This window comes from Collinsella aerofaciens, from assembly GCF_041537385.1.
Classification (GTDB): Bacteria; Actinomycetota; Coriobacteriia; order Coriobacteriales; family Coriobacteriaceae; genus Collinsella; species Collinsella aerofaciens_BV.
The window spans coordinates 88,011-104,407 of the sequence record NZ_JBGORS010000001.1; the positions used below are offsets into that span (position 1 = coordinate 88,011).

Annotated in this window: 14 protein-coding genes; 11 read left to right on the top strand and 3 right to left on the bottom strand. The window is 52.2% G+C overall.

Features of this window, described 5'->3' with window-relative positions; genetic code table 11:
• Window positions 1-355: 355 nt before the first annotated feature.
• The 4 genes from ACEG18_RS00405 (at window position 356) to ACEG18_RS00420 (ending at window position 5,018) form a co-directional block, all read left to right on the top strand.
• On the top strand, window positions 356-580 hold the full coding sequence (locus ACEG18_RS00405) for an IS3 family transposase (protein ID WP_233539125.1): 225 nt from the start codon (window positions 356-358) through the stop codon (window positions 578-580).
• A gap of 48 nt (window positions 581-628) precedes the next feature.
• On the top strand, window positions 629-751 hold the full coding sequence (locus ACEG18_RS00410) for a hypothetical protein (protein WP_255413388.1): 123 nt from the start codon (window positions 629-631) through the stop codon (window positions 749-751).
• A 487-nt stretch (window positions 752-1,238) separates the two neighbouring features.
• Complete coding sequence (locus ACEG18_RS00415; RefSeq protein ID WP_372540852.1) at window positions 1,239-1,994, top strand: hypothetical protein; 756 nt, start codon at window positions 1,239-1,241, stop codon at window positions 1,992-1,994.
• Between the two features lie 207 nt (window positions 1,995-2,201).
• A complete protein-coding gene (locus ACEG18_RS00420; protein ID WP_372540853.1) occupies window positions 2,202-5,018 on the top strand; it encodes an N-acetylmuramoyl-L-alanine amidase in 2,817 nt (938 codons plus the stop codon).
• 554 nt (window positions 5,019-5,572) lie between these two features.
• Here ACEG18_RS00420 and ACEG18_RS00425 read toward each other — a convergent pair.
• Together ACEG18_RS00425 and ACEG18_RS00430 are read right to left on the bottom strand one after the other, a co-directional pair.
• On the bottom strand, window positions 5,573-6,562 hold the full coding sequence (locus ACEG18_RS00425; protein ID WP_372540854.1) for a glycosyltransferase family 8 protein: 990 nt from the start codon (window positions 6,560-6,562) through the stop codon (window positions 5,573-5,575).
• A 290-nt stretch (window positions 6,563-6,852) separates the two neighbouring features.
• Window positions 6,853-8,079 carry a lipopolysaccharide biosynthesis protein gene (locus ACEG18_RS00430; RefSeq protein WP_226802962.1) on the bottom strand — a complete coding sequence of 409 codons (1,227 nt, stop codon included), beginning with the start codon at window positions 8,077-8,079 and terminating at the stop codon, window positions 6,853-6,855.
• An 86-nt stretch (window positions 8,080-8,165) separates the two neighbouring features.
• Here ACEG18_RS00430 and ACEG18_RS00435 point away from each other — a divergent pair, with 86 nt between their 5' ends.
• From ACEG18_RS00435 to ACEG18_RS00465, 7 genes are all read left to right on the top strand, one after another.
• On the top strand, window positions 8,166-9,002 hold the full coding sequence (locus ACEG18_RS00435) for a glycosyltransferase family 2 protein (protein WP_226790627.1): 837 nt from the start codon (window positions 8,166-8,168) through the stop codon (window positions 9,000-9,002).
• Window positions 9,003-9,026: 24 nt separating this feature from the next.
• On the top strand, window positions 9,027-9,734 hold the full coding sequence (locus ACEG18_RS00440) for a glycosyltransferase family 2 protein (protein WP_161189909.1): 708 nt from the start codon (window positions 9,027-9,029) through the stop codon (window positions 9,732-9,734).
• 7 nt (window positions 9,735-9,741) lie between these two features.
• Window positions 9,742-10,062, top strand: coding sequence for a DUF2304 domain-containing protein (locus ACEG18_RS00445; protein ID WP_117770621.1), 321 nt, complete (start codon window positions 9,742-9,744; stop codon window positions 10,060-10,062).
• Between the two features lie 44 nt (window positions 10,063-10,106).
• A complete protein-coding gene (locus tag ACEG18_RS00450; protein ID WP_161189911.1) occupies window positions 10,107-10,394 on the top strand; it encodes a DUF2304 family protein in 288 nt (95 codons plus the stop codon).
• Between the two features lie 187 nt (window positions 10,395-10,581).
• The gene (locus ACEG18_RS00455; protein ID WP_372540855.1) at window positions 10,582-12,639 is read left to right on the top strand and encodes a DUF2142 domain-containing protein; all 2,058 of its coding nucleotides are present in this window, start codon (window positions 10,582-10,584) and stop codon (window positions 12,637-12,639) included.
• Window positions 12,640-13,185: 546 nt separating this feature from the next.
• Entirely contained in the window at window positions 13,186-13,920 is a 735-nt protein-coding gene (locus ACEG18_RS00460; RefSeq protein ID WP_372540856.1) for a hypothetical protein, read from the top strand.
• A gap of 295 nt (window positions 13,921-14,215) precedes the next feature.
• Window positions 14,216-14,713, top strand: a complete 498-nt coding sequence (locus ACEG18_RS00465) for a hypothetical protein (RefSeq protein WP_161189917.1) — start codon at window positions 14,216-14,218, stop codon at window positions 14,711-14,713.
• Between the two features lie 260 nt (window positions 14,714-14,973).
• Here the strand turns inward: ACEG18_RS00465 and ACEG18_RS00470 are convergent, their stop codons facing one another.
• Window positions 14,974-16,254: an IS256 family transposase gene (locus ACEG18_RS00470; RefSeq protein ID WP_372540857.1), complete on the bottom strand. Its 1,281-nt coding sequence runs from the start codon at window positions 16,252-16,254 to the stop codon at window positions 14,974-14,976.
• Window positions 16,255-16,397 lie beyond the last annotated feature (143 nt).

Genomic DNA, 16,397 nt, shown 5'->3' on the forward strand with positions numbered 1-16,397 from the left:
AGGTACAGCCCGTACGTGGGCGAGGTCTACGTGGCGCCTGGGAACACCTGCCTGGACGAGAGGGGCAGACACCGCTTCGCGGCCAGCCAAACGGGCTGTGGGTCACAGGCATCACGGAATTCCGCATCCCCGCCGGCAAGTGCACCTCTCGCCGGCGATCAATTGCTTCAACGGAATGCCCGTCGGCTGGTCCATCGGCACGCCCCCGAACGCGGTGCTTGCCAACTCATCGCTCCTGCGGGCCTGCTCGCAGCTTGCGTATGGTGAGCACCACTGGGTGCACTCCGACCGCGGCAGCCATTACCGGTGGCCCGGTTGGATCGCCATCTGCGATGGGCACGGCACCGTGCGCTCGATGACGAGGAAGGGGTGCTCACCCGACAATTCAAGGGCGGAGGGCTTCTTCGGCAGGCTGAAGGTGGAGTCCTTCCACGGAAGGGGCTGGGACGATGCTGGCATGGGGGAGTTCATGGAGATGCCGGACGCCTATCTGTTCTGGTACCGCGACAAGCGCCGCAAGAGCGACCTGGGCTATATGAGCCCGATGCAGTTCCGAAGAAGCCTAGGTCCTGTAGCGTAGGAACACAGTCCGGGGTTTCCACTGCAGTCCCCGGTGTTCAGTTTAGCCTTGACAGAAGCAGTCCACCTGGAGCGCAACGTCGCGGAGTGGTGCCGCCACAAGCGCGTCGGGGGCGCCACCGTTGCCGCGCTGAAGGCCGCCTTCATGGACAAGCTCGGTAAGGTCGCGTAGGATATCGGCCGACAACGGCCCTGGAGGGGCTTACACCACTTTTCGTGACACAACTTGCCCTCCAGGTGTAATTGGCTAAATTGTTGGTATGCGGGATACGTTAGCGACTCATAAAAGTTGCACGGTTGATGGGGGAGAGTTTGGGACGTTCAAAAGGGCGCAATTCAAAGGTTGAGCTTCTGCGCATCATCTCGATGTGGTTCATAGTGGCTCATCATTTCGTGATTCATAATGCTGAGCCTATTTCCGTTTTCCCCGGGACCGTTGCACGCATGGTACTGCACGGCGTGTTGTACCCTTCGGGGCGTATTGCCGTTGCCGTGTTTTTTATCATTACGGTGTGGTATCTGGCCGACGCGCAACTGACACTTAAGGGTCAGCTGCGAAGGGCTTGGACCCTGCTGGGGCAGATGCTCTTTTCAGTGTGCCGCTCGTCCTGTACTTTGGCGTGTTTAATGCGGGGGATGGGCTGCAAGCTGGAGAGCTGATGGCTGCCGTCTTTGCTCCGCTCGCCTCGCTGTGGTGGTTTCCTACGGTGTATATTCTGCTGATTCTTGTGGCACCCTATCTGTTCGACGGGTTGCGTGCGTTGACGAGCCGGCGGCTGGGCGAGCTCTGTATGCTACTGGTCGTGCTATATGGGGTCTTGCCCGTTGTGCCGTATTCGACAATTGGTGGCTTTGTTTCCTCCCTGACGGGTCAGACGGTCGTGATCGCGTGCGTGACATGTTGGTTTAAGTGGCATTATTGCGATGGGGCGGGTCCGAGGGTTTTGGTGCTGCCCGTTCTTTCGTACGTTGCTGTGTACGTTTGCTACTTTGTGGCTCAAAAGGACGTGCTCCTTTTGAGCGCTTTCGCTTCCAGCGTGTACGGATCGGTGGTGACTAATCCTGGAAGCCTCTTGTCGCTTGCGATCGCACTTCCGGTGTGCTTGTTTGTCTTTAATGCTCAACCTGCGCATTGGCCTGCTGTCAATTACTTGGCCACGTTGTCGTTTGGCGTGTACCTTGCCACGGACAGCGCGTACATGCAGGAGCTGCTGTGGAAGAACTTGCTTGTGTTCTCCCACTGCCACCCAGCGTGGGGGCTGCTGTCCGTAATGCTTGTAGTGACCGGCGTGTATGTTGTCGCGTCCTGCGTCGAGGCGATTCGACAGGTTCTGTATCGGGCGCTGTTCAAGCATCCGGGTAGGGTGTTTGATGTTTTGTGGGACAAGATTACAGGGGTCTCTTTGCCAAGGTAGGCCATTGTTGGGCCAAGTCCCAAGCTGTGCACAAATTCGTAATCGCGTTTCTCCTACGCTGCCTTCCTCAGCTCGGTTCCGATAATGGTGTAAGGGCGAAATTGGGTTAACAGTAGGTCAAGTAATTCAGTTAGAATTGCTTGAACTCTATTTTGTTTTGGTTAAAGTCTACTATTTAGATTTACGTAATTTATTGGGAGTGCATATATGAAAAAGGTTCGTTGCGCAGTTGCTAATTTGGTTACCGCTGTTCTGGTTTCCTCTTCCTTCCTTGCTCCCGTTTCGTCGGCCTATGCACTTGAGTTTTCCTCGCTCTCAAATAATGAAGCCGAGGCCTCTAGCTCCTCTTCACTTTCGGATTTCGTTTCCGAGGATACTGAGAAGACCGCCGAAGCCGACTCTTGTGAGGATACTGAGGAGACCGCCGAAGCCGACTCTTGTAATTCGGAAGTCGAATCGGCCGCTCAGCCGGCCCAATCTCCCGATTCCTCTTCTGTCGATGCCTCTTTCCAATACTTGTACATTGCGCAGCCCTCTCTTTCTTTGGGTGCTATGCAAGAGGCGGCGTTCGCAACTGCATCTGATTCTGATGTTTTGACCTCTGCGTCCCTATCATTCGTCAGCAATTTTGGCGAAGAGCGCTCCGTTGAAGCTTCGGCTTTCTCTGGGAATGCTGCGGGCTTTACATTCGGACAAGATTTGTTGGTAGCGCGGTATTTTTTAACCGGTATTACGTATCAGGTGAAGGATTCGAACGCAGTCTATTCAGTGGACCTCTCGTCTGAGGATTACAGCTTTGACGTAGTCAGTTCGTCTTCTTCATCTGATCGCGTTGACAATTCCGATGATATGTCGGTCTACTATGCCGATGAGAACGGCAATCCTGTCGAGGCTTTCTCTATTGAAGAGGCGCTTTCCGGTTCTGAAGATGATGACGGCATTGCGGCTTATAGCATCGATTCCCGTTCAGCTCGTAAAAACGTTCGTGTGATTGCACTTGATGCCGGTCACGGTGGATCCGATTCTGGCGCTCAGGGCAATGGGAAGAGCGAAGCCGACTTAACTTGGAAGATTGTTAGCGCGTGTAAGACCAAGCTTGAGAATTACGGATTTAAGGTAATTCTCGCTCGTGAGCAGTCGGGCAGTTACGGAAGCAACGACTTCCTTTACCGCGTTCAGCGTTGCGTCAAACAGGGCGCTCAGGCCTATATCAGTTTCCATATCAATTCGGGTTCGTCCGCAGCTCATGGTGCCGAGGTATATTCGCCTACCGTGAACGGGGCTGACTATACCCAGGTTTCGTACGAACTGGCCCAGAAGGTTCAGAACAATCTTGTTGCTCTCGGACTTACAAACCGTGGTGTCTTTCAGATGCAGGTAGGCGACGAATTCGCCGTTATTCGTTGTGCTCGTGAAGCTGGAATCCCCGGTATTTTGATTGAACACGGATTTATCTCCAATTGGGGCGATGCGAACAAGTACTTTAGTGATGCCGGGTGCAAACGTCTTGGAGAAGCTGATGCGGATGCCATCATCGCGCAGTTCCCCAAATCCTCTTGGCTTGATTATTCGTCTGTTTTCGATGTCGACTACTATCTCAATAAGTATCCAGATGTTAACGAATGGGCAAACGGAAGAAAAGATAAGGCCCTGGATCACTTCATCAACTACGGCATGTCGGAGGGGCGCCGCGGCTCCGAGGCGTTCGACGTGCAGAGCTACTACAATGAGTACCCCGATCTCCGCGCCGCCTTTGGCACCGACCTCGCCAGCTACTACTCGCACTACCTTATGTACGGCAAGAAGGAGGGGCGCCACGCCACCGGCTGCTCGAAGCTCAAGGGCGCCGCAACCAAGGCAGGCGGCGTGGACTACGCTCCCGTCTACGACCCCGAGTTCTACCTCTCCCGCAACGGCGACGTCGAGAAGGCCTTCACTAAGTCGACCTACGGCGGCGTGACTGTGGTCGACGACTCAGCCGTCCTGGATCACTTCATCAACTACGGCATGTCGGAGGGCCGCCGCGGCTCCGAGGCGTTCGACGTGCAGAGCTACTACAATGAGTACCCCGATCTCCGCGCCGCCTTTGGCACCGACCTCGCCAGCTACTACTCGCACTACCTTATGTACGGCAAGAAGGAGGGGCGCCACGCCACCGGCTGCTCGAAGCTCAAGGGCGCCGCAACCAAGGCAGGCGGCGTGGACTACGCTCCCGTCTACGACCCCGAGTTCTACCTCTCCCGCAACGGCGACGTCGAGAAGGCCTTCACTAAGTCGACCTACGGCGGCGTGACTGTGGTCGACGACTCAGCCGTCCTGCGGCACTTCATCAACTACGGCATGTCGGAGGGCCGCCGCGGCTCCGAGGCGTTCGACGTTTATAGTTATAAAACGAGATATCTCGATCTTAGGAAGGCTTACGGAAGTAATTTAAAAGGGTATTATCTCCACTATCTCGAATATGGGATGAAAGAGCATCGTAATGGTTCGAGCATGACTGGATTTGAGGGCTATATAATGTCCCCGCCTTTCACTTCTTACGAGGATGCTGCCGCTCATTACAGCAGGACTGTTGGGAGGCAAACTTATCCAACAAGCGTGTATAAAAGCAAAGGCAGCGCATCTATTGATGAGTTTTGTAAGATTCTTTACGAAGAAGCCTCATTTGAGGGAGTATGTCCTGAAGTTTTATATGCTCAAGTCATGAAAGAGACGGGCTATTTAAGATTTGGAAATTTGGTCCAGGCAAATCAGTGCAATTTTGGAGGCGTTGGAGCCACCGGTCCTGGAAATCCCGGATATACTTTTTCTTCCGTTAGAGAAGGGCTTAGAGTTCAAGCGCAGCATTTAAAAGCGTACGCAACAACTGAACCTTTGAATAATCCGTGTATTGACCCACGCTTTAATCTTGTTTCCCGTGGGTGTGCTCCCAAGACAACGGACCTAAATGGACGTTGGGCCGTTCCCGGTAAAGGTTACGGCGAAGGCTTAAATGCAATTGTCCTTGACGTTTTGTGCATGTAATGGGTCTACAGACGTTCTAGAGCCGATATGCAAATCTAGTTGCATATCGGCTCTAGTTTTTCGGCTATATATGTAATCTTATATTGTTGAGAATTTCTGACAGTCTTTCATAGGAGATGTCAAGAAGTGCTGATATCGCTAAAGATTACAGCAATGACCAAATAAATATAAGCACAGAATACTTTGGGATCAGAATTATCGGCTGAAAATAATAGTAAACAAAACGTATGAGATAGACAGAAGCCATCCTGAGTAAGTAGCGGGCTCTAGGCTTGTAATATGACGATAGCCTTCCCTGTCGAGACGGCTGTCGTATGGCGCGAAAGCGCAACAAAAAGATAAACGGTGAAGGGCAATACCGGATGCACTCCGTGTTCCACTTTAGTATACATCAACCGTGGCTTGCCCTGAACATTTGTTCCCAACTATATGTGACGCGAATCTACGAATTTGCACCTTGAATATTAAACCATATTCTGTTTAATTGACAACTCTTCCTTAACAAGAGCTGGCTCAGAAGTGCGGCCCAGAAGTGCGGCCCAAATATCCCGCCATCAGCGATTCCTCTTACCTCTTGCACGTAATCTCATAACAGAGGGAATCATATTTGTAATAAGGCGGTATCTAAGCATTGGGAAAGGACCGGTCAGCATATTGAAAAGAGACCAAGCAGCATAGTAGAAATGCCAGCCATCTTCCATGCCTTGTCCCTTCCATGGAGTCAAAGAGAGGTTTTGGAGATACTCATTTGAATACCTATGCGTATTGCCCAATCTCCAAGGACGGTCCTCACCAAGGAAATGCACGATAACGGGGTTGCTTACCCACTCAGAATACCGGCGTGGGTCGGGATCGAACCAAGGGGAGACCCGCTTCAGCATCGAAAGCGGATAATAATAGAAAGAGTTGCAATAATTATACTTTACTGGAAGAGGCATGATTCGCTCATCAAGGACAAGATTTATCGCATCCTGATCGTTCGCAAAAAGCTCGGCTCCCCGCTCTTTCAGACACTCTAGTAGCTGCTTTTCAATCTCATTTCTACGCCAGGATTCAAGGTCAATCAAAAGGACTCCAGCATTAAAGTACGGCTTTCCTCCATGTCCAAGGGCCTTCATGCGTTTCGACGATACAGTTGGCTCAGGACATGCACCAATTATGCAGCCGTGCTCGTTCAGCGGAGCGTCCCAGAGCTCCTTGAGGCTCCCCCTGACCATTGTGTCTGCGTCAAGATAGAGAACGCGTTGAATATCGCTGACCAAAAACCTTGCCAACAGCAGCCTAGAGAGTACGATCTCATTCCAACCCTGCGTATCAAAGTCAATGCAGCCAGCTTCCATGAAACCATCGATATCAATAAAATCGATCTCGACACAATACTTATTCAAAAAAGAACGCAGCGTCTCTTTCGACGTCTGTGACACCTTGTCGCAGAATACGAAAAAGTGAATTGCGTCATCGGGAGACGAGTTCTCACAAACAGAAGCAACTGAAGCTGCAAGCTGCGGCACAAATGCCTCATTGACCGTATATAGAAGATTCATCTGTTCTCCAAAGCATTATCAACAAGCCATGATTCTAACAAAGAAAGGGAATATAGTCACCACGGACTCGGAGGACCACCCACCAAACTCCGAACACAACAAACCTGCGTCGTCACAGTCAGGCCAACGTCAACCCACTCGCGCACTTCACGCTACCACTCCCGAAGGCATACGTGTGCGGCGTCTCCAATGTAATCAAATGTTTCCAGCGTTTAGGTGCGTTTCGAGTGAAGCGCCTGTGTGTCTACGGGAGCGGCTTGCGGTATGCTGGGAGGGGCGGATGGCGAAGCCTATTTGCTCGTGGCAATCCTGATGGTACCCGCAACCGCCGCGGGAACGCATGCGGCAATAATGGCCACGTTGATGCCGTTCATGCCGAAGGCGGTAATAAGGTAATCCGCCGCAAGGACGATAACGGCGAATGAAAGAGCGTTGATGATAATTTGGGTGATCCCGTCGCGCATGATGAGGAGGGAGTCGTTTACGTAGAGCAGGATGGCGATTGACGTTGTGGCTCCAAGAACATATGGGAATATCCACAGGTAGGGCTCGATCTTGCTTCCGTAAACGAGTTCGAGCAGGGGGCCACCAACGAATGAGAATCCAATCGTAACTATTGCCATGCATGCAAAGAGCAAGCCGAATACCTTGAAGAAGCTCTTCTTGAAAGCTGTTGCGCCTCCATTTTGCAAAGAGTGTGCTAGGGTGCCAATAAGCGGACTGTAGAGATACGTCGCGCCTGCCTGTATAAGAACTGCGGGAGTCGCGATGCTGGCGTAAATTCCTAGGAGTTCTTGTCCGGCAAGAACGCCGTAGCGTTGACGGACAATAGAAACGATGGACGTTGCTAAGAAATTGGCGATTGTCGGCATAAGACATGCTTTTCCGAGTTCGACAAGATGTTCGTGAGCGAAGCTGGGCTTGATATCCCCAAATCGTCTTGCGTGGGGGAGATCGTAGAAGAGGGTCACGAGCATGCAGCAAAACGCCATACCGATGATCGCAGCGGGCAGCGAGTTGATCGTTACGAGTGGGGCGACGAAGCCGACGAGGGATAGCACTCCGCGCATGAACTGGGATTTGCCGATGTAGTCCATGCGCTGTCCCTTTTGGTCGACTCCGTAGAGCACGTCGACAAAGGTCTCATCGATTTTAAAAACGAGGAATACAAAAGTGGCGATCAGGAAGGAAACGTTGTCGCTGATCGCAGCGACGTAGATGCAGCTCATGATCAAGCTGAATAAAATCGATACTAAGCGAAAGCCAATATAGTCATTTGCGGAATGCTCGCAGGAAATGTCGGAAACCTGGTAGGTCCTCATTTTATATAGGCTGACGGAGGCAAACATGCTGCCAACGGACATGGCAAATGCAAGCGCTCCGGAATTGCTGTAGTCGGTCGACAGAACAACGACCAGGACGGTTGTAAGCCACTGGCATCCAAGGTAAAAAATGCAACCAGCGGCGTTCCAGAGCGTGTTCTTTTTCGTGCTCAAGGGTACGGGGACGTTGGGCATGCAGCTCCCTTCTCGTGCGAAGCGTTCGTTCGAAAGACCTTAGTAATTTTAGTGCCCTTTTCAACGAGTGCAAAGGTGAACGTATAATGAACAGGCATGCCTATACGATTAAACGGGAGCGATTCATGACATTTGGTCCCTCTGACCATACCTTTGTGCTCTGCGCGTACAAAGAGAGCCCCTTTCTTGAAGAGTGCCTTCAATCCTTGCTTGCGCAGACTGTAAAGACCAACGTGTTGATTGCCACTTCGACTCCGTGCGATGCAACGCGTGAGCTTGCTAAGCGATACTCCGTTAAGTTGTACGTTCGGGATGGAAATCCTGGGATCGCTGATGATTGGAATTACGCAGTAAGTTGCGCTGACACCTCTCTTGTCACCGTTGCGCACCAGGACGATACCTATGAGCCTGAGTACGCGGCTCATCTTCTAACTGCTGCGAATAAGATGGACAATCTGCTCATCTTCTTTACCAACTATGGTGAGTTGAGGAATGGTGCCAAGGTTGACGATAACCAGCTACTTCGAATCAAACGCCTGATGCTTACTCCCGTTAGGGACGGAAGATTTGCTACGTCCAGATGGATGCGTAGGAGAATTCTGTCTTGCGGATCTGCAATTTGTTGCCCGTCCGTAACGTTGAATATGAGCAAGTTGCCTAGGCCTCCGTTTATTGCAGAATTCCGCTCGAATCTCGATTGGGCGGCATGGGAGCGCTTTTCAAAGCTGCCTGGTGCTTTTTACTATGATTCCAAGGTGATGATGCACCACCGTATTCATCAAGAATCTGAGACATCTGCCTTAATTAAGGATGACACGCGAGAAAAGGAGGACCTCGCGATGCTCGAGCGGTTTTGGCCTTCTTTTATTGCGAAGCTGTTGTTTAAATTCTATCGCCGAGGTCAGGAGAGCAACCAATTGTAGCGGCGAGTTCTTGTTGAGTTGTCTATGAGAGATTGGCGGATGTTGAATAGTAAAAAAGTGTTGGTAATTGTGCCAGCGTATAACGAGGAAGAATCTCTAGAGAGAACAGTTGACGAGCTTGTTTCTGTTGTGCCCGATATCGATTATCTCGTGGTAAACGACGGTTCCAAGGATGCAACTGAGCAAATCTGTCTCGACCGTGGCTTCAATCATGTCACTCTTCCGGTCAATTCTGGTCTTACAGTTGGATTCCAGACGGGGATGAAGTACGCGCTGCGCAATGGGTATGACTATGCTTTGCAGTTTGATGCAGACGGCCAACATTGCCCGGAGTATATGTCCAAGATGCTCGACCTTGCGATCGCCGAGGACGCCGACATCGTTATCGGCTCGCGCTTTGTAAACAAGTGTAAAGAGGTTTCTGCACGCATGCTCGGCTCGCGCATCATTACGGTTGCGATCAAGCTCACTACCGGCAAGCGAGTTGCAGATCCGACTTCTGGCATGCGTATGTTTAACAGGAAGATGATCGAGCTTTTTGCAAACGACGACTCTTTGAACCCAGAGCCCGAGTCTATTTCGTACCTGATTAAGAAGGGTGCTAAGGTTCGTGAAGTTCAGGTTGAGATGCGTGAGAGGCAGGCAGGGGAGAGCTATTTGAACATCCCTAAATCGATTGCCTATATGGCTCGCGCTTGCATCTCCATTCTCTTCGTTCAGTGGTTTAGGTGATTGAATAATGTCTATTGTGCTTAGGGCCGTCCTCCTGCTCGGGGCTCTTTTGGTTTTGTATTTTGTCATCAGGAAGCTAAGGAAGGCGCAGATTGAAGTGCTGGATTCTGTGTTCTGGCTTTTCTTCGCCTTCAGTTTCGTTGTGCTGGCTGCTTTCCCACAAGTTGCCTTTTGGCTGTCTTCACTTTTGGGATTTGAAAGCCCGGCAAACTTCGTGTTCCTCTACGTGATTGTATTGCTCCTGTATCGAGAGTTCAGTAACACGGTGAGCATCTCGAAGCTGCGCAGGAGGATTAATCAACTTGTTGAGGAGCAAGCGCTTCGTTAAATTTGTCATATCTATTATTCGTTCGCCCCTCGAAAGGAGAGACTGTGTCTCTTCCTCACTTTGTTGCGATTGTGTTCTTCGTTTGCGCGATCTGTCTCGTATCCAAGGGCAAGTTGCCCTTACGCTTTTCCTTTTTCTGGCTGTCCTTGTCGGTGATAATCCTCATCGCTGCTATTTTCCCTGGTTCCATTGGAGCAATTGGCGAATTGTTTGGTTTCGTGTTGAACACTAACTTCGTGTTCTTCCTTGATCTGTTTCTTCTCCTTGCGTTTTCGCTGATGCTTAGCGTAATCGTGACGAAGCAAGCAGCAAGCATAAAGGATCTGACTTAGCGGCTTGCGATTATCGAGAAGGAAATAGTAAGAGACTGCTGAGCGGACAGACAATAGACGGTGTTCGGCTTGGGTTGCGGGAGGGATGGCCGCCTTGTTGAAAAATGGTATCGCTAACGGTTCCGCCGTCGTGTTCTTTGATGTTCACCGTACGGTCATAGTGTAGATTCAGACAGGAGACGATTTGATGATTCCGATTGTTCACGGCCATGCTCATATGGCTAAGACGCAAATACGGAGATGTTCCGATGGGTATCGGTTGAGCGCGCTTCCGCTTGTGTGCTTTGTACTGCTTGCTATCTCGGGTGCAGTGCTGTTTGTTCGCTATGACGTCACGGCGGCAATCTTTTATTGGTGCATGGAGCTTGCGTTATTTGCTTGTTTAGCGGTTCTTGCTTGGTTTTATCTTGCCTCCGAGCGAAGCACCCTGTTCGGAAAGGCTTCTCCTCGTCTTGCCTTGAGTGTCTGTGCATTCTCGGCTCTTTTTTCTATATTACTTGAAGCCGGAACCGTGGTGGGTACGCCAGAGGGGTCCGTGCTATCTATAATGGATTGGAGTAAAAAAGAAATAGTACTCTTTTTCTTTGCTGTATTTATCAGCAGCTCCTTTATCTTGCTAGCTGTGAAAAAGCCCGCGTTGGCCAACAAGGGAAGGGCGCGTGCATTTTTTGCTGCAAACCCTGTTCTGGGCATCGTTGTTTTGTGCATAGTCGTTCTATCCGTAAATGGTCTGTTGGCGGTTGCGTCCACTGTACTGATGCCGTTTCTTGGAGCATCATTTGTGCGTACTGTTCACCTCTGCATTGTGATTATTCTAGGTGTCGCTCCTTGGTTTATTGTGAAACCGGGTCTATACAAGACCGTAGTCTCCTTCTCCATCGCCGCGCTTTCACTAGGTTGTTTTTTGATTTCAGCTTTACCGAACCTCACTGCTGTTTCTCCGGACGATCAGATCCATTACGCTCGTTCTCTGGGCCTGTCCTATATGGGGGATCCTGTCTTCACCGGGTCTGAAATTGAATTAGTTGCGGTTCCATGGGTGGAAAATAACAGTCTTCAGTTTGATGAGGTGCATGACGCGGAGATGGATCTGAATGACCTCCATTTGTCCCAGTTGGCTTCAGGGGAAGTTTATAGTTCCCCTGGTTTTGTAGCTGCGGTGACCGGTGAATCGTTGAGGAACATTTCGACCATTTCCTATATTCCTTGCGCTCTCGGTCTTTGGTTGGGGAGGTTGTTGTCCCTTCCATTACTTACGGGCTTTGCCTTGGGAAGGCTGTTCAACCTTTTCTCTTATGTTGTCGTGACCGCCGTTGCAATCCTCTATATTCCGAAATGGAAATCTTTGATTGCGACGGTTGCCCTACTTCCTTATGCTGTCTATCTTGCATCGAACTATTCCTATGATCCGTGGGTGACTAGCTTCTTATTGCTTGCAGTTGCTTTGGTTCTAAGGGAGTTGTCGAAGCCTGATGAGAGGCTGGCGCCATTAAGCGTTTTCGCAATTACAGCGTGTTTCTTTTTGGGCTTGTCTGCAAAAGCTGTTTATTTTCCGTTAATTGGAATGATGCTGTTCATGCCTGCTTCGAAATTTAGGAATTCGAAGCAACGGAAGTTATATGTGGCTTTGGTGATTTTGTTCGGCATCCTAATGGTGTGTAGCTTTACCTTACCGATGCTGTTTTCCCCCGCTGTGCAGGCGGGAGATGTGAGGGGAGGCGAGGGGGTCAGCGGAATAGGACAAATACGCTACATTCTGAATAATCCGATGGAATTCCTCGGTACATTATTCGGTTTTATGGTCAATCTGCTCGCGCCCGCTTCATCGAATGACTACTCTCTTTCGTATGCATATATGGGCAATGTTGTTGTATCGCTCCCATTTCTTTCCACTCTGCCCTTTCTCTGTATTTATACGAGCGCCTTTAATGTCGAAGGTGATTCCTCTAAAAACCCTGTAACCCCTGCCCTCCGTATGTGGATCCTTGCGCTTGTTGTCGCAAGTGTCTCTTTGGTGTGCATGGCGCTTTATGTCGGTTACACGCCCGTTGGTGACACTTCGGTAGCAGGTGTACAACCGAGATATTTGATACCGGTACTTGTTCCGGCGTTCATTTCTTTGTGTGCACCTCGGGCCCGAATCGATTGCGTGTCGCAGCGGTTTTATTTTTCTTCCGTCATTCCTCCTGTAGTCATGATTCTGATGTCTTTCTTTGCGTGCCTGTGTTGTGTGATTGGTCGGTAGCGATACCGTTTCTTATTACAGTTCATTTTTCAGTGTCTAAAAAAGATAGGGGTCAAGCAACGGGGGTGCGGTAGGAATCTTGGGGCGTTAGGCTGCCAGGCCTAGCGCCTTTCTGTACTGGCTCGGGCTCTTCCAGAAGAGCGAGAGTTTGATCCGCTACTCGTTATAGTCGACCAACCACGCGTCCAGCTTTTCCATGAACCGCTCTACCCTCACGCCCGACCAGTCCCTGTATGGAAGAACTCCTGCTTAAGCGTGCCAAAGAACCCCTCCATCCGCGCGTGTCCGGCGTCCTTGCCTTCCTCGACATCGTGCGGGAGACGCCGTGCCGCCCGCATATCTCGATCAAGTCGGGCCAGCGGTAGCGGGCGCCCCGGTCGCTGTAGAGGACCGGGCACTCGCCTGCCCCAGGTCGTACAGGCGCGGGATAACGAGATTTGCCTGATTTATCAGCTGCGCGATATATTATCTTGTACCTAATGCTTAATAGGTTCCGAGTCCGTGCCGTTAAACTCCTATTCTTCCATCACATGTAAAGGTTTGCCCATGATAGAGGTTTGGTATATTGAAAAAGGGAATGCAGCTGGCATGTTCGCACAAAGCGTTAATAGCAACGGCTCAGATTTGCCGCCAGCCCTCCCTTGGGTTGAGCCCTCCCTCAATAACCTATGGTTCGAGGCGTGTAATTCTCATTTATGCGGAAACTACCAAGCTGCAATCATTAGCACGTCTGTTCTTCTTGAATTTGCTTTAAGAATGGTCGTTTCGAATCTTGAAGATGTGCCATCAATTCGAGAAGACCACGATGAGATGTTCGGAAAACAAACCTTGAGGCCAGTCATCAATTGTGCAAAAGGTAAAGGGCTTTTATCAGGCGATACAAAAAAGTGGTGGGATGCTTACTGTGAGCATATTCGAAACAAGATTTGCCATGGTGATTTGCTCCATATTCTCGATGACTGCAGAGAAGTCCCTCAGTTCGTTGATTATTTCGATCCAAAAGAATCACGAAACAACACAACGCAGTATTCTTACGAGCAAGTTATTACACATCCTGCAGTGTTTCACCATAAGTCAGGCATAAGATTCTCGAAGCATTTTCTTCACGATGCGTACGGCAAGCTATCTGATCTAATAAAGCAAACGAAATGGGAAGAGTACGACGAATGGTGGAAATCTCAAAGAATCGCCTACGAGAGCTATTTTGCATACCGTTGGAATTATTCATCTCTGAAAAGCGGCATACAATCTGCGCGCAGGCCATTTGGATCCGCAAGTTAATGATTTTAACTTAGTTGCGGTTCTTCTGGTTATTGCGGTTAGCGGTCGTTTGTTTTTGGCTCAGGTTCATCCGGATTGCATCCGCGCATACCTCAGTCAAAGGGTCGCTTATCGCTTTCTTGTGGTCAAATTGAGTATTGCGCGCTCTGGATAGCACCCGTTTCGCGTTTTCCGTATCGCCTATCATTTCACGGATTCGCTGCCTCCGTATCACCCGTTCCGCCGTTTCCGTGTCTCTTTGTCCCTTCCGTAGAATCTGCTTGCCATGCAACCGATCGACGGAAGGAGAAACCACATGGCAAGGATGATAAAGGTGAAGCTCATCATGGAGCTCCGCGACCAGGGCATGGCGAGGAGGTCGATCGCCAAGACCAGGCATATGTCCATGGGCAGCGTCTTCCAGGTGTTCGACATCGCAGACGAGCGGGGAATCACGTGGATCCAGGTCAAGGACCTGGGCGAAGAGCAGGTCTACAGCCTGTTCCACCCGGAAAGGAACGTGCGCGAGAGCGTGTTCGAGGAGCTCGACTGGTCGTACGTCCATACGGAAATGGCCAAGGTCGGGGTCAACCTGCGACTGCTGCACGACGAGTACAAAGTCCAGTGCGCCCGCGAGCACAAGGCGGCGATGGGGTACACCAGGTTCTGCGGACCGCAAGGTCGACCTCAGGGTCGGCGAGTCGACGCTGTAAATCTACCACTCCGGCGAGCGCATCGGCACGGTCCTGTCTTGCGGCCTACTTTTTCTCAACCCGTTGCTGATAATCTGCGACGGGTTGGTCATCGGGTTTAGCTCGCCGAGGTCAAGCAAGGGAATATTGATGGCTCCATAAAGGCTCCATATTTCACTCTGAAGCTTCTCGTAGGACGTCAGCGCCGATTTGAATAGCTGTTCCTTTTGCAGCGAGAGTGGCGAGTTGAGAACCCGCTGTCGCAATTGCCGTTATAACCACATCGTCCATTTACGCCACGGTAGTGTCGAGAAAGTTGGTGTAGCGCCCGATCCGAAGTGAGTCGGCCCGGCGTCCTGGAATCTGGAATACGGTTGATATCCTATGCCGCCTCGACCCTGTCCGCAAGCTCGAGGCCGGACTCGAGCATCTTCCTGGCCTCCGCCTCAAGCCGCGCCCACTCGACGGGACCGTCGATTCCCCGAGTGCGACCGTCATCGTAGAGCTCGTTCATCCTCACCTCCGAGAAGTACCTGGACTCCTGCCATATCTCGTCCTGCTCGCACATGACCGCGCCCGCGAGCCGCACCAGCGAGCCCGTGGAGGGGAACACCTGCACGACGCGCGACCTGCGCTTTATCTCCCGGTTGGTCCTCTCCTGCACGTTGTTGGTGCGCAGGCGCTTCCAGTGGGTCGGCGGGAAGTCGAGGTAGGCCAGCGCGTCGGGCTCGGCCTCCTCCAGCACCGCCGCCGCCCTGGGGCAGCACCCCTCCAGCATGTCGCACGCCGCGTGGTACATGGCCGTCACGGTGGCGGCGTCGCGCCCGCGGAACACCTGCGACACGATCCTGCCCACGCGGCGCCTGAGCTGCCAGGAGCCGGCCTCGCGCATGCAGTCGCGCATGAGGTGGACCGCGCAGCGCTGCCACGCGGCGCCCTGGAAGACCTCGCCGAGCGCCCGGACGAGCACCGGGTGGGCGTCCGAGACGACGAGCCGCACGCCCGCCGCCCCGCGCGAGTGGATAGCCCGCAGGAAGGCGAGCCACGAGTCGTAGGACTCGGTGTCGACCACGTCGACGCCCAGGACGCGCCTCCAGCCGCCCGCATCGCAGCCGATGGCGGTGACCACGGCGGTGGAGGCGACGCGCCCCTCGCGGCGGCACTTGACGTAGGTCGCGTCGAGCCAGACATAGGGCACCGGCGAGCCGCCGAGCGGCCTTCCGCATAGGTCCTCGATATCTGCGTCCAAGCTCGAGGCGATGGCGCTCACCTGGTCCTTCGAGAGCCTGGAGACGCCCATCTTCTCGGCCACCCTCTGCACCTTGCGGGTGCTCGTGCCCGTGGCGTACATCTCGGCCACGGCGGCCACGAGGGCGCGGTCGACGCGCTGGTAGCGCTCGAGCACGTCCTCAGGGAAGAAGCTGCCGGAGCGCAGCTTGGGGATGCGCAGCGTCAGCGTGCCGACGCAGGTGGCGAGCGACCTCTCGCGGTAGCCGTTTCGGCTGTTCGCCCCGCCGCCGCACAGCTGGTCGGCCTCGGCGTCCATCACGGCGTTCACGACCTGCTCGGCTAGTCTGCGGAGCAGCTCCTGCATGTCGATGGCGCCGTCGTCGAAACGGGGCATGGCGAGCATGTCCGGCGTCGGGTCTGATAAGATTCCCATAGCGGTCCTCGTCCTTTCCCAGAACCTGTTGTTGTGGTGATTTCAGATTCTAGGACGAAGGCCGTTTTTCGTTAAACGGGCGCTAGGGTGTCACCCTTACACCAACATTTTCGACGCGATCTACGCCACCTACTTCTAGACCG

Bases quoted from the DNA above. Each gene is read 5' to 3' on its own strand.
- ACEG18_RS00415 (WP_372540852.1), top strand. From the start codon at position 1,239: ATGGCTGCCGTCTTTGCTCCGCTCGCCTCGCTGTGGTGGTTTCCTACG.
- ACEG18_RS00455 (WP_372540855.1), top strand. From the start codon at position 10,582: ATGATTCCGATTGTTCACGGCCATGCTCATATGGCTAAGACGCAAATA.
- ACEG18_RS00440 (WP_161189909.1), top strand. From the start codon at position 9,027: ATGAGAGATTGGCGGATGTTGAATAGTAAAAAAGTGTTGGTAATTGTG.
- ACEG18_RS00465 (WP_161189917.1), top strand. From the start codon at position 14,216: ATGGCAAGGATGATAAAGGTGAAGCTCATCATGGAGCTCCGCGACCAG.
- ACEG18_RS00405 (WP_233539125.1), top strand. From the start codon at position 356: ATGACGAGGAAGGGGTGCTCACCCGACAATTCAAGGGCGGAGGGCTTC.
- ACEG18_RS00425 (WP_372540854.1), bottom strand. From the start codon at position 6,562: ATGAATCTTCTATATACGGTCAATGAGGCATTTGTGCCGCAGCTTGCA.
- ACEG18_RS00470 (WP_372540857.1), bottom strand. From the start codon at position 16,254: ATGGGAATCTTATCAGACCCGACGCCGGACATGCTCGCCATGCCCCGT.
- ACEG18_RS00445 (WP_117770621.1), top strand. From the start codon at position 9,742: ATGTCTATTGTGCTTAGGGCCGTCCTCCTGCTCGGGGCTCTTTTGGTT.
- ACEG18_RS00460 (WP_372540856.1), top strand. From the start codon at position 13,186: ATGATAGAGGTTTGGTATATTGAAAAAGGGAATGCAGCTGGCATGTTC.
- ACEG18_RS00435 (WP_226790627.1), top strand. From the start codon at position 8,166: ATGAACAGGCATGCCTATACGATTAAACGGGAGCGATTCATGACATTT.
- ACEG18_RS00430 (WP_226802962.1), bottom strand. From the start codon at position 8,079: ATGCCCAACGTCCCCGTACCCTTGAGCACGAAAAAGAACACGCTCTGG.
- ACEG18_RS00420 (WP_372540853.1), top strand. From the start codon at position 2,202: ATGAAAAAGGTTCGTTGCGCAGTTGCTAATTTGGTTACCGCTGTTCTG.